At 46.5% G+C, this 13,619-nt stretch carries 12 protein-coding genes; 1 reads left to right on the top strand and 11 read right to left on the bottom strand.

Annotated features, from left to right (window positions below):
- Positions 1-18: 18 nt before the first annotated feature.
- The 10 genes from AC1DOV_RS23055 to AC1DOV_RS23010 all read right to left on the bottom strand — a co-directional run bounded on the left by AC1DOV_RS23055 (position 19) and on the right by AC1DOV_RS23010 (position 10,560).
- A complete protein-coding gene (locus AC1DOV_RS23055; RefSeq protein ID WP_339207406.1) occupies positions 19-660 on the bottom strand; it encodes a hypothetical protein in 642 nt (213 codons plus the stop codon).
- 192 nt (positions 661-852) lie between these two features.
- Positions 853-1,383: a type 1 glutamine amidotransferase domain-containing protein gene (locus AC1DOV_RS23050; RefSeq protein WP_477551180.1), complete on the bottom strand. Its 531-nt coding sequence runs from the start codon at positions 1,381-1,383 to the stop codon at positions 853-855.
- A 45-nt stretch (positions 1,384-1,428) separates the two neighbouring features.
- Entirely contained in the window at positions 1,429-2,316 is an 888-nt protein-coding gene (locus tag AC1DOV_RS23045) for an STM4011 family radical SAM protein (protein WP_477512093.1), read from the bottom strand.
- Entirely contained in the window at positions 2,313-3,611 is a 1,299-nt protein-coding gene (locus AC1DOV_RS23040) for an STM4012 family radical SAM protein (protein WP_477551208.1), read from the bottom strand. Before AC1DOV_RS23040 ends, AC1DOV_RS23045 begins: the two co-directional genes overlap by 4 nt.
- 74 nt (positions 3,612-3,685) lie before the next feature.
- A complete protein-coding gene (locus AC1DOV_RS23035; protein ID WP_477512092.1) occupies positions 3,686-4,471 on the bottom strand; it encodes an STM4013/SEN3800 family hydrolase in 786 nt (261 codons plus the stop codon).
- Between the two features lie 6 nt (positions 4,472-4,477).
- Positions 4,478-5,731: an STM4014 family protein gene (locus AC1DOV_RS23030; protein WP_477512091.1), complete on the bottom strand. Its 1,254-nt coding sequence runs from the start codon at positions 5,729-5,731 to the stop codon at positions 4,478-4,480.
- Positions 5,704-6,543 (bottom strand): STM4015 family protein, encoded by an 840-nt coding sequence (locus AC1DOV_RS23025; RefSeq protein WP_179089872.1) that lies wholly within the window; start codon positions 6,541-6,543, stop codon positions 5,704-5,706. The genes AC1DOV_RS23030 and AC1DOV_RS23025 overlap by 28 nt, the downstream gene beginning before the upstream one ends.
- Before the next feature lie 146 nt (positions 6,544-6,689).
- Complete coding sequence (locus AC1DOV_RS23020) at positions 6,690-7,541, bottom strand: SDR family oxidoreductase (RefSeq protein WP_477551179.1); 852 nt, start codon at positions 7,539-7,541, stop codon at positions 6,690-6,692.
- Between the two features lie 450 nt (positions 7,542-7,991).
- Positions 7,992-9,761, bottom strand: coding sequence for an ABC transporter ATP-binding protein (locus AC1DOV_RS23015; protein ID WP_477551178.1), 1,770 nt, complete (start codon positions 9,759-9,761; stop codon positions 7,992-7,994).
- Positions 9,751-10,560, bottom strand: a complete 810-nt coding sequence (locus tag AC1DOV_RS23010) for a MerR family transcriptional regulator (RefSeq protein ID WP_477551177.1) — start codon at positions 10,558-10,560, stop codon at positions 9,751-9,753. Before AC1DOV_RS23010 ends, AC1DOV_RS23015 begins: the two co-directional genes overlap by 11 nt.
- Positions 10,561-10,908: 348 nt before the next feature.
- On the opposite strand from AC1DOV_RS23010, the gene AC1DOV_RS23005 reads away from it, so the two are divergent.
- Positions 10,909-11,205, top strand: coding sequence for a hypothetical protein (locus AC1DOV_RS23005; RefSeq protein ID WP_441877044.1), 297 nt, complete (start codon positions 10,909-10,911; stop codon positions 11,203-11,205).
- A 187-nt stretch (positions 11,206-11,392) separates the two neighbouring features.
- On the opposite strand, the gene AC1DOV_RS23000 is transcribed toward AC1DOV_RS23005, so the two are convergent.
- Positions 11,393-13,585, bottom strand: a complete 2,193-nt coding sequence (locus tag AC1DOV_RS23000; protein ID WP_477551176.1) for an alpha-galactosidase — start codon at positions 13,583-13,585, stop codon at positions 11,393-11,395.
- Positions 13,586-13,619: the final 34 nt, after the last annotated feature.

The following is a 13,619-nucleotide window of genomic DNA, read 5'->3' as shown; positions in this document are numbered from 1 at the left end:
ATTAATCGGCTCCTTTTTCTACATGTTATGGAGCTCAGCTAGCTCTATCTTGTACTTATTCAATAAATGGTGAAAGCGCTGGAAATCGCTTGAAAGAACTTTTATTTTCCGTTTGATCCTCAGCTTCCGCTTATGATCCTTGTCTTCCAGCATAAACTGATCAATATTTTTATCCAGCTTCTCCCGAAGCGTAAGGATAATGCCGATCGCAATATGCGAGCGTTCCATCTCCTGTAAATCTGCAGCAAGCGCTTCGCCAAGATGCTCCATTGTTTGCTGTTGAATCGTTAATGATTTATCAATTATGACCTGCTCAGGTGTAGAGTCCTCACGAAATGCCTGACCGGGAACATCATCCCAAAACAGGTTCCACTCTTCCAACTGTTCAACCTCAAACAATAAATATTTATGAAAACCGCATAACCATGCTGTACAGCTGGTATTTCGCAATTGACAGCCTACACCATCGAGCAAATGACGGCAATCGCGGCAGCATGATCCGCTGTTAGCTATACAAACCTTGCAAATATGATCAGCTCCCCATTGCTGCAAAACGGTCATGCCGTTATCAATAAGGCTTGTCCTGCTCACTGTGGAAGGCCGTTGAATAAGGGGGCGGTTTGCTTGATCTGTATGTTCACCCTGCTTCATGTGTGGCATTCAAGCATGCTCTCCTTCCTTACTAAACGTATATATACTAAAAAGTATACCCTACTTGCATTGCGATGACCAAGTTCGCTCCAGCAAAATATGTAATGTGATACAAAAAAGGACTGTCCCAGATCCGCTTGGATCTAGTGAGACAGTCCTGCCTGCTTGCGCTTTCGCTATAAAAGCGAAAGCCATTTCAAACTACCAAGCGTTTACGCCAAGCTTTACAAGTGTCTCCCGAATGAAAGCAGGCTCGTCCTCTGGCGTTCCAGACGTAACAAAGTTGCGATCAACGACAACTTCTTTATCGACAAAAGTCCCGCCGGCTGCTTCAATTTCTGCGGATAAAGCAGGATAGGCTGTTAAAGTGCGCCCCTTCAGCAGGCCAGCTGCCTCCAAAATTTGCGGACCGTGGCATATTGCCGCAATAGTTGTGCCAGCTTGATCTGCCTTTTGAACGAACGCCTGCACATCTGCATTGTCCATAAGATGAGACGGTGATTTTCCGCCCGGAATAATGATTGCAGCGTAGTCATCTGCATCAGCTTCTTCAATGGACAAATGCGAGGTATACGCAATGGTCCCCTGTTTTCCTTTTAATTCGTCGTTGCTCTTCAAGCTAATAATAACGGCGTCGTGACCGTTCTTTGCCATTTCATCATAGGGATTTTTCATTTCGGAATCTTCGAAGTCGTCAGCTAGCAGAAATGCTACCTTTTTTAGTGGTGTCATATGTTGCACACTCCTCTCATGATTCAAGCCATGATTTACTTTACCCTATTTCGATGAATTTGAAGCAAGCTGCTGCGTATAACCTGACGGAATACGTTCTAGCAGACGATCACCGTAAACCTCGCCAAGCTTCAGTTCTGGCATATGAATATAGCCAATGTAGCACCCGCATTTCTTCATCGTGCAAGGACGCTCAGATGCTAGACCCTCAAGTCCGTCACGATAGAGATGGCCGATAACCTTGCGATCGCTATAGCAGTGTTTGACAATGCCAGCCCCCTGCACATAAAACACATGTGAGCCCGCGCCGCATGGTTTGCCTAAACTATCGTAATCGGGAACGTTCAGCTGGAAATGCGGATCAATTTCGGTTAAATAAACAATATCATTCTCTGAATAATAATTTTTCTGATCCTTGAAGGCGTTGACCCACAGGTACACATCCTCTGGCAGCAGCTGCCGCAGCTGCTTAATCGCGCCGAAAGCCGAGCGTATCCCAACAGACCCGACACTAAAAGGAATTCCCTGCTCATACAGCTTCATGCACTGGCTTAGGAAAGCAGCATGGCTCGTTTGTCCAGGATGATAGGTAACCCAAAAGGCTGCCTTGCTCCGGTCGATGTCGTTCGTCCAATCAAGCTTGACGGATAAATTGGTCTGGACAGCTACCTTCTCGATATGCGGCATATGGGACAGCTCGATCATCGCCTCACGATACCAACGATGTACGAGCGCTTCGCCATAAGGATTGAAAAAAATCGAGAGCTGATGTCCAGAGCCGCCTTGCTCCCGAACCCAGTCCATAAAGGCATGAAGCTGCTGCTTATCCTTCGCAAGCGTCTCTTTGCTGTCCTTTGTTTTGCTGAATGGGCAATAAGGACAGTCATAATTGCATGATGACAACGCGCCGCGGTAATAGAGCACCGCCTTCATCGGATGACGTACCCGTTCATAAGCTCTCTTACATCGCCCGAAATAAACTCGTCGCCAATCGCATCCGAATAAGCCATGCCTTCTGTCGTCAGGCGAAGAGTACCCTCCTGAAGCTCCGCCAGCTCCAATCGGATCAGTGTCTGCAAATCAGGATGATCGGCTAGCGCATCACTCTTGAATCGCTCCTCGTACGTGTGTAAGATTAGCCCCTCGCGGTGCAGCAAAGCTTTCAATATAAACCTGCGCTTCTGCTCCGCTTCATTCAGAATAAAGCCGTAATCGGCCGTATCATAACGCTCTGCAGCAACATATTGTTCAATAATGCTGCGCGTTGCCGCTGCGCTCACGCCATAACGCGATGCATAATGTACATCGCGGGTGTAAGAGCGTGCTCCGCAGCCAAGCCCTGCCATGCCTTCCTCCTGACAGCTGAAGGGCAGCACCGTTTTATGATCAAACGATGTATCTCTAGCGAAACGCCTCATCGAAAACTGCTTATAGCCTGCCGCTTCCAGACGCTGCCGGGCAATATGGTACAGCTCCAGTCGAATATCCTCTCCTGCGCTGCGCATCTGTTCTGGCTTAATAATGGTGTTCTCACGCGTATAAAGTGGATATATAAATATTTCGCCAGGCGCATAGCTGATCGCCTTCTCCAGTGAATAAATCCATGTTTCAACGGTTTGCTTAGGCAATCCGTAAATAAGATCGACATTCACGAGTGGAAACGAATAGGACATCAACATCTCCAGCGCCTCTTCCGCAAGCCGCGGCTTCTGCGGACGATAGATAGCTGCTGCTTCCTCTTCAACGAAGCTTTGAACACCCATGCTGATCCGATCAACATGCCGATCCTTAAGAACGCGCATGCGGTCAGCCGTTACCGTTTCCGGCGACGTCTCGACCGATATCGATGCTTTCATCGGATCAAGGCCCATTGTATTCTCAGCAATATCGAATAGACGGTTCAACTGGGGAGCCGCAAGCAAGGTTGGCGTCCCTCCGCCAATCGCAAATCGCGAAAATGTTTTGCCTTTAAACCAAGGCGCCCACTGCTCCGCCTGCCGCTGCATGGCATCAATATACTGCTCATGTACGTCTAAACGACGATCCGGCAGCGTGAACAAATTGCAGAAGCCGCAGCGAGCACCACAAAAAGGTATATGCATATACAAAAAATAATAATCGGTTTGATCACGCTCCCACATCTCCTTCAGCGACTGCGCGGGATGCAAATCTCGGTAAGCTGTCTTATGGGGATAGGAATACAAATAGGAACGGTAAGGAGCCGCCATCCAGCGCTGCTCCTGCTCCTTAAGCACCGGAAAAGATGGTAGCGAAGATGATTTTTGCAAGCTGCTTCTCCTCCTTATTCCAAAATAAATTCGCGATACGGCACATTCCAGACAACCTCATGGGCAAGCCGATGCCCTTCATAGCCATCCTCGCCGTAAGCTGTCCCATGATCGGAAAACGCGAGACATAATGTTTTTCCTCTGCGCCGCATGGCTTCAAACAATGGGGCAAGCTGACTATCAACATAACGAAGCGCGGCACGCTGTGTTTCCACGGAATCCCGTTTGGCGCCATCTACAAAATAATGATTAGGTCCATGCATGGCAGATATATTCATGAACAGAAACAGCTTCTCAGCAGGGTCCGCTTTCTCCAGCAGCTTAAGCGCGTGATTCACTTGATGCTCCGTCGAACGCGGATTCGTTACCCCGAATGTCATCCGCCAATAGCTTTCTTGAAAATAACTAGGCAGAACCTTGGCTAGCTTATTCTTTTTCGTAAAAAAAATGACGCCTCCGATGCAGATTGTTCGGTAGCCCGCCTCCTGCAAGCCGGATACAAGATCCGGAGCGTCAAATAACCATGTATGAGGGTGCGTCTTAAGCCCCGTATTTTTTGTATGAAACAATCTAATATGAGAAGCTTTGTCCGTATTTGCAGGAGTAGGCAAAAATCCGCCAAAAAAAGCATGATGGGCAGCATAAGTAAAGCTGCCCGGCGAATGCCTCTTCTCCCAGCCTCCACTTCCGCAAAGGTTCGGGCAATTCTTTTCCTCAAGCTTCGCAACGTCATAACGCAGCGTATCAAGCGTAATCATGAGTATATCGTGAGAACCTACAATTTGGTTCATATCTAGCATTCGTATCTATTCCCCTCTAAGCAGCTGCTGCATTTGCCATTCATAGGTGTTCATTCCCTCATACTCGGCGCCGTACAGCAAATCACCAAAAGGATTGATGTCTATCGGATAGGTCATGCCGCTTCCTCTTTGAACGAGCACATCAACGCCTGCCGCAGAACAGCCGGGAAAAGCTCGGAGCGCGGATTCAGCTGTCCTCTGCACTGCTGCCTTTACTTCTGCAGATAGCAGCTGATCGACATCCATCCTCCGTTCGTTGCGCAGATGAAGATTCGTAATTGGCGTGCTGCTTAAACGGAGTACCGTATGACAAGCCTTACCATCCACAACAAGCTGCCGTACATCAAACGACTTGCTCTCGAAGTTTTCCTTCTCAATCCATCGTTCAATATGTGCACCTTCCCGGCATACCCAATCGACCATTCGCCGAATGTCGGAGCGTTCCCGGTAACGCCGCAGCTTGCCTTCGTTGAAATAGCAAATGCCGCGGGCCCGTTCTTCTATGCCGATGGTCGTGATAGCAAGTTCATCGCCTGTACGAGGATTGATTTGATAGGCAATAACACCAGAAGCGCCCGATCCGCAAGCAAGCTTAATAAACAGACGCCTCATGCCGCTTACAGCAATCGCCGCTTGCAGCTCATCGTAATTTTTTATGCTTCCTGTAGGAGCTGGAAGAGCCGGCATGATGAGTCCATGGCGTGTGAGCAGCTGCCAGCAGCTTCTTTTGTCGAACATATTAGCTACGCTTCCCGGCGAGTTTACCCAGCTTGCGGAAACGCCTGATGCTTTAACCTCTGTATGCATAGCAGCAAGAAATCGGCAGTACCCGCGGTACCACTGTGCTGGATAATAGATTCGTCCTTGCTCCAGCGGCAGCTGCTGCGCTTCCTCCGCGGATATCGAAATATTGTGCGGCAGAGAGCCCGCTGACCAGAATAAGTCATCGCCACTTCGGTCAGCCGCACCCCATGCGATCAACTGTCGTTCAACGGCTTGATCCTCACCTGGCGCATCAAGCCGAATAATGACCTTATCCGCTCCTGCATATTCTCGCAAAATATCTTGAATAAACACGGTTCGCTTAAGCAGCTGCTCATAGGAGAGCACAACAGCAGGAGCGAGCCCCTGCTTCCTTCTTGCTGCCTGCAAGCCGAATGTTCGTTTGTTTGACGGATTTCCGATGAGCAAATAAGGAGCTTCGGCAGCGCCGTCGTTTTTAAAATGATCCATTATTCGGTAAGGAACGGATAACGCCAATCATCTTCATCCGTTTCCTGCTGGTCCGTCACATCTACTGACAGGCCTGCTTGCTTCCAGCGAAGCAGCAGCTCATCCGACATATAGTGGTAGCTCAGGTTAAGATGCTTCAGCTTCTTCACACGCTCGCTTGCAAGCAGTGCCTTGCCGCCTTCATCGGATAACGTGCCGTAAGAGAGATCAAGTATTTCCAACTGGTCCAAAATCGGCGCATCCGCGATCGCAATTGCGATTTCGTCCTGAATTTCACTATCCTTCAAGCCTAAGTATGTAAGCTTTGGAAACAGATCACCTTGCAACAGCGGCATGACATCCTCTATTCCGCCGTCAAAACCGTAATCATCTACGCCCAGATAAAGCTCAAGCTTCTTCAGCTCAGGCAGCTTTGCACTCGTTATTTCCTCTAGTACAGACTTCGGAAGCCCTCCGCAAATAATAACGAGCTCTTGCAGCTTCTCGTGTACAAGAGGCTGCAAGCTTAACTCTTGGCTGCCCTTGATCGACAATGACTGCAAATTCGGGAATGCCGCAAGCAGCGGTGAAAGGTTCGTCTGATTAATCCAGGAAACCTCACATTCCTCAAAACCCATATCTCCAATAAATAATTTCGTTAAATTGGGAAAAGAATCTTTGTGGCTGATCAATGATTCCAAGAAGCTGTCCGGAGAATTCTCATACGCCTGACCCCAATCGCCAATCGTTAGTATAGACAGCTTCTCGCCATCTGCGCTAGATGCCAATTTCTCAATCAGTTCAGACATCCTTACGCCTTCTTCATACTCGTCATAACCTACCGATAAGCGAATTTCAATCAAGATGATCCCTCCAATAGTTTCCATGTGAAGTTAGAGTAACATGGACTTTTTCGATGCGTCAATGGTCTCAGGGTCTTATCTGTCTTGGCTTCATAAAAATAAAGCCGAGCAGCGCAGAAAACAGCGCTCTCAGCTATTTGAATTTAGTGCAGTGCTTTGCGAAGTACAAATTCGATGAGTCGCCAAGGGAACAGCTTTTTCATAACAAAAATCATCTTCGCATCATTTCCGCACACATAACGAAGCTTCGGACGGCGGGATTGGCAGATTTTCACGATCGTGTTCGCAACTTGAATCGGATTAGGCGCATTTTTCTCCGACTTTTTATTGAATTGATTAAAGCGCTCAATCATTTTACTGTAAGGGGAGTTTTGTTCCGCACGAAACACATGCTTTGCTGCAATGCCAGTATCATAAGTACCTGGTTCTACGAGTACGACCGGGATAGAAAAAGGCAGCAGCTCTAGCCGCAGCGCTTCACTAAAGCCCTCTATTGCAAATTTCGAGGCCGAATACGCACCCGTGTTGGAAAAACCAAGAATGCCTGCTCCGCTGCTGACATTAATAATTTTGCCTTGGCTGCGGACTCGCATATTTGGCAGAACCGCTTTCGTAACAGCAACGGTACCAAAGAAATTCGTATCGAATTGAGCACGCCAATCCACCATCGGTATTTCCTCAACGACGCCCATTACGGCATAACCCGCATTATTTACGAGCACATCGATTCTGCCCCAGCGCTCCATTACCTGCTCGATGACTTCCACTATGTTGCCAGAATCGGTAATATCAAGCCTCATTATTGCAATATGATCTAGTACGCCGTTCTCTTTTGCTTTTGCAAGCACGTCTTCCTTCTTCCCGATGTCCCTCATTGTTACGATTACAAAGTAGCCCTCTTGCGCTAAGCGAATCGAAGTCAAAAGCCCAAATCCACTGGATGCTCCCGTAATCAATGCAATAGGTCGATTGGTTACTTCTGCTACATTAGCCATCCTTAAGCCACCTCAATTCCTAGGAATGGTATACAATAACATGTTGTATTGAGTATAGCTTATTTGGACATGGATGTTGGAAAACTTGAAAAATAACGAGACTCATTTATTTTACTCGCCAGGCAGCGCATTAGATCCCAAGATCATTACTCTAACGAACTGTTTTAAGCTTATTATGCAGATAACCACATCTCTTTCATTTTAATGAATCATATTAACGTTATTGCATGCTTAATAGAGTGTTATGTGCTACTTTTCTCAAAATAACGATTATAGCGTTCGTTACCATCTTAATCCATTACGAATGGTTTAAATAAGAACTATTTGATTCGTAAGCCAATTTTTTGATAGGGGGAAAGCTTCGTTATGCCTAAGCTCCATTAAAAAACAAAATAGGAACTGTTCCAAAAGTAATTTTTTAGACAGCCCCATTAGTCGATCCTAACCTAACTACTCAACACTAAACTGCTGCTGTACGAGCTTAGCATATAATTCATGGTTCTCCAGCAGCTCTGCATGGGTGCCCTGACCCGAAATTTCACCCTTCTCAAGCACAATGATTTGGTCGGCTCCACGAATCGTTGAAAGTCGATGGGCAATGACTAATGTCGTTCTTGCTTTCATAAGTCCCTGCAGCGCCTCTTGAACCTGTACCTCCGAATCGCTGTCCAGATGAGCCGTCGCTTCATCCAGCAGCAGTATATCCGGATTTCGTAAAATAGCCCGGGCAATCGCCAGCCGTTGACGCTGGCCTCCCGATAGCTTAACGCCTCTTTCACCAACCTCCGTCTCATAACCTTCAGGCAGCGAAGCGATAAAAGTTGTCAAATTCGCTTGATCGACAGCTTCCCTGATTTTCGCCTCGCTCACATCCTCCAGCCCATAAGTAAGATTGTGACGAATCGAGCCTTGCATCATCGGGCTATCTTGTGAAACATAAGCAATCCGCTTACGCCAATCTTCCAGCGCCATGGACGCGATCGGTTCCCCGCCATATGTTATGACGCCCTCGGTTGGATTATAGAACCGTTCCAGCAGCGAGAACAGCGTTGTCTTGCCTGTGCCGCTCGGGCCTACAAACGCCGTTACTTGTCCCTGCTTCACTTGAAACGAGAGCGAATGAAGCAGCGGCCGATCCTCCGAATATCCGAAGCTTACCTGTTCAAATTTAATATAGGAATGAAGATCTTTCTCGTGAAGGACTGCTGCAGCAATCTCATGGCTGGACTGTTCCTCCTTCTCATTTAGCAGCTCCAAAATACGTTCTGAAGCACCCATCGCCTTCTGGAATTGCGTGAAGAACGAAGCCATCTGCGTAAACGGCATAACAATTTGGAACATATACAAAATGACAGCAACCAGCTCTCCGCCCGTTAAAGTGCCCTGTGCGACCCTTACACCGCCATAACCGATTAATATAACAAGAATGAGCAGCATCACCGTCATCATTAAAGGGGTTACGATTGACATGATTCGAGCTTCCTGCAAGCCAAATGTAAACAAATGCGAGATTCGCTTGTCGCCTTGACGATTTTCTACCGGCTCAGCAAGCGACGCCTTCACAAGCCGAATGTCGGAGAGCACTCGGCCAAGATCGCCTTGAAATAATGCAGTTTCATCCTGCATGGATTTGGATACTGTGAACATTTTGGTGCCTAGCGGCCATAGAACAAGAAGTGCTACCGGAACGGCAATAAGCATAAGCAGCGTGAGCTTCCAATCAATCAACAGCAGAAGAATTACGCCACCTATAATAGATACAATTCCTCCAAAAAACGATATTACATGCCCGATGATAAAATCTTTGATTACATTTGTATCATTCGTAACACGACTCATCGTCTCGCCGGAATTGTTGCGATCAAAAAACGGTACTGGCAGCTTTATCACTCGGTTCCATACTTCACGTCGCAAGCCTGCAATAACATACTGACCTACATAGGACATCGTATAGACCGAGAAACCAGACATAATGGTCTGAACGAGAAACACTGCTCCAAGCACAACAAACGTCATCGTTTGGATGGTAGATTGCGATAACTCCTCGACTAAATTTTTCGTCAACAAAGGAATGAGCAGCGAGAGCAGCGTCTCTCCGAGTCCTAGTACAACGGCAACGATAATTAAAAACTTAGCGGGTCTATGCTTCGCGATCAGCTTGAAAAATTGTGAAACGCCAATGGTTGCCTTCGGCATATCTGCTTCAACATTATTTTTCATCGGTTATCCCTGCTTTCAACATTTTCAATGCCTCAAGATGATCGAAAGTAACGGCTAAGAAGGCTTCTTCATCCTTCGTAAACAAATTTGGGAATAAAATAGGATCAAAGGAATGAGCTGGATCGTTCAGCACCTCTAATTGCGCAAGCTCCTCTTCACTAAATCTCTCTAAGACAGGTGACAGCAGCTCCTCTAAGAGCGCAACAAGACTCAGTCCGCAAGCAAGCACTTCTTCGTCCAGAGGCTGTTTTCCTTGATTGTAAAGTTCCTTTAGCTCCATGGCGAACACCGTTATTTTACTTTCAAATGCCGATCTGATTTCCGAGTCTATCCCCTCCATAAATATCGCATCTACTAAAGAAGGCGGCATCTGCGTTGACAGCCATTCCTTCTGCTGCTGCTCATGCTGAATATGTTGAATAAACACTAGCAATGAATTGCTGTCGACCTTGCCCGCTCCCTCCAAAATTTTCTGCATCCGTCCAATGGTGTCTATTACACGCTCCAAATGCGCCTGCTTTTTTTTAAGCATCTCGTATTGCGAAGCTAATGAGTGCTGCAAGTCCTCTTCCGGCCGCTGCAAATAAGCAGAAATGTCCTCTAATGAGAAATCCAAATATTTTAACGTTAAAATCTTTTGCAGTTGAATTAAATCTTGATCCGTATAAAAGCGATGCCCATGCGCGTTTCGGCTGGACGGCTTAAGCAGTCCCTGTCGATCGTAATAACGGAGCGTTCGCTCAGTAACTTTTGTCAGCTTCGCGAATGCGCCAATCGCATAAGAAGAACTATTATTCATCTGTTCATTCCCCCTCTTGAACAGAGTATAACCCTTGACGTAACGTCAAGGGCAAGTGGCTTACAGGATGAAATTTATAATTTTATGGAAATATTGTCTACTTTATGTCTGCTTAAAAGGGGTTTATCCTCTCCTTTCCGCCCGTAAAAACACAAATTGATAATCGATAATATCATTTATTTTCTATCAATTAATCTATTATTTTGTCGCTATAATTGAATACAAGCCCTAAATTTTATAAATAAAAAACAATTTTCTTCAATTCAAGGGTTGTAAATTATGGGAATTTATATATAATCAATTTGTGACCAAATTGTTACAGCACTATGAACTCAGAGGAGAGAAAGAATGGATAACTATCAGCAACCCCCCGTAAATCCCGGTGTACCAGGATACGGGCATCAACAAAATCAGGAAATGTCGCCTGTCATTACAATTAAAGAGTGGATGCTCACTACACTCATTTTAATCATTCCGATCGTTAATGTTATTATGATGTTTGTATGGGCGTTTGGTGAAGGCAACCCAACGAAGAAAAACTATTTTAAAGCATCATTAATTTGGGCGGCAATCATTCTCGTTATTTACATCATCATTTTCGTTATTTTTATTGCTGCAGCAGCTTCATCTTCTATGAGCGGCTAGTACAATAATCCATAATAAAAGTGAAAATCCGAGCAGCTGTCTGCTCGTTTTTAACAAGGAATAAATAGCGGTACAGGGACGACCCCTGCATCGCTATTTTTTTATTCACACCTAAGCTAAAAAAAACAGGGGTTACCTCAAAAGTAATTAAATCCACTTTTGAGATAACCCCTTTATTTTAGATCGTTTACTCCACGGCGAGGAATCGGTATACCTTGCTTGCATAATCGCCATAAAATTGCGGAGTTGCAAGTCCAGCATATAGCAGCTGATCGCCGCCATATACCGTTTCTTCACCAAGCAGCTTGTAATCGCGGTTCGGATCAAGGCCTTTGAGGCAGAAGCGATTAAGCTTCAGATTTGGCTCTTGCAGAACAGTAACGAACACTACAAATGCTTCTTTTTTATCCTTGGAAACGAACATCCACGCTGTTTCATTTCCTTCAAACGGGCTAAGCAGACGATAGAAATCTCCGAATTGCACAAGATGCCTTACATCCTTATAAAGAGCAACCTGTTCCTTAACGGTCGTCTTCTCTTCCTCCGTAAATTGAGTCAGATCAAGCTCATAACCGAAGTTTCCAGATAGCGCAACATTTCCTCTTGTTTCTAGAGAAGTTATCCGGTTCACTTGATGGTTAGGCACGGCTGATACGTGAGCGCCCATCGCGCTTACTGGGTATACGATGCTTGTTCCGTATTGAATTTTCAGGCGGGATACCGCATCGGAGTTGTCGCTTGTCCATGTTTGCGGCATGTAATACAGCATGCCCGCATCGAAGCGGCCGCCGCCGCCGGAGCAGCTCTCGAACAATACATCAGGGAAAGCAGTTGTAATTTGCTCAAGCACGGAATAAAGACCCAGCATATAGCGATGAGCAGTCTCGCGTTGACGCTCGGCAGGCAGAAGTGCTGAACCGATCTCTGTCATATTGCGATTCATATCCCATTTCACGTACGTAATCGGCGCACTTGAAAGAATATCCGATATCGACTTAACGATATATTGTTGAACGTCCGCGCGTGACAAATCTAAAATGAGTTGATTTCTCGCTTGTGTCCGTCTGCGGCCGTCGATATGCAAGCACCAATCTGGATGAGCTTTGTACAGCTCGCTCTCAGGCGAAATCATTTCCGGCTCGAACCATAGGCCGAATTGCATATCTAGACGCTTCACGCGGCTAACCAAATCCTCTAAACCGTTTGGCAGCTTTTTCGGGTCAACAAACCAATCCCCGAGCGAAGTTGTGTCGTTGTCGCGTTTGCCGAACCAACCATCATCCAGTACGAACAGCTCGATGCCAAGCTCCTTGCCGGCACGCGCAATATCTTCGATTTTGTCCGCATTAAAGTTAAAATACGTCGCTTCCCAGTTGTTGACGAGTATCGGACGTGTTTGATCACGGAACGTGCCGCGAATTAAGCGAGCACGGTACAAATCATGGAAGCTGCGTGACATGCCGCCGAGGCCATGCTCAGAGTGAACCATTACCGCCTCTGGCGTTTGGAACTCCTCGCCCGGCTCCAATCGCCAATTAAAGTCGAATGGGTTAATGCCAATGAATAACCTAGCTGCATGGAATTGATCCACCTCGACGCCAGCCGTAAAATTACCGCTGTACACAAGGTTTACACCGTATACATCACCGTGATCCTCGGTAGAACCCTCAGAGAGCAAAGCGACAAACGGATTTTGCATATGGCTGCTTGAACCTCTGCGGCTCTCGATCGATTGCAAACCTGGCTCAAGCTTGCGCTTATGAATATGGCGCTCACGAATCCAGGCACCAGAGAGCTGCAGCATCTCAAAGTTGTCATGCGCAAAGTCCAAGCTCATGCTGAACGCGCGCTGTAAATCCAAAGTATCAGTACCGTTGTTGACGATTCTAGCTGAACGGGCAATCGCATCGTAGTTTTCAAATACGGTATAAGACAAAATGACGGACAAGCCTGTCAGATCATCTTTCAGCGTGATTTCAAGCGTTTGCGCTTCGGAGTCGTTCTCAATATACGTTGCAGGCAATCCAGCAAGCGCCGGCTTTCCATCCACAATGCAGTGCGAATCAAAGCGCAGATCCGTTACCGTTGTTCCATTTGGAAGCTTGACCTGGAATGCAGGCATGCGGAAATCAGAGTTGCCGTATGCAGGATACTCATGCGGAAGCGTATCCAGCGACAGTTCCAATTGGTCCAGCTCTGTGCTAGGCGTGAATGAAGCCCGCTCCTTAAGCTCAAATAAACGCTCCAGCTGCACGCCGCGAATTTTTTTGCCCCAATAGACATGTGCAGGATAACCTGATTTCGTAATATGGATAACATAGCTTGTATCCTTCGCTTGCAGGTGGAATACCGATAGCTGTTGATCATATTGAATAGACAAAATAATAACCTCCTAAAAGTTTATATAAATGAAT

This window comes from Paenibacillus sp. 01T47, from assembly GCF_056398245.1.
This window is presented reverse-complemented; position numbering and strand designations above follow the sequence as displayed.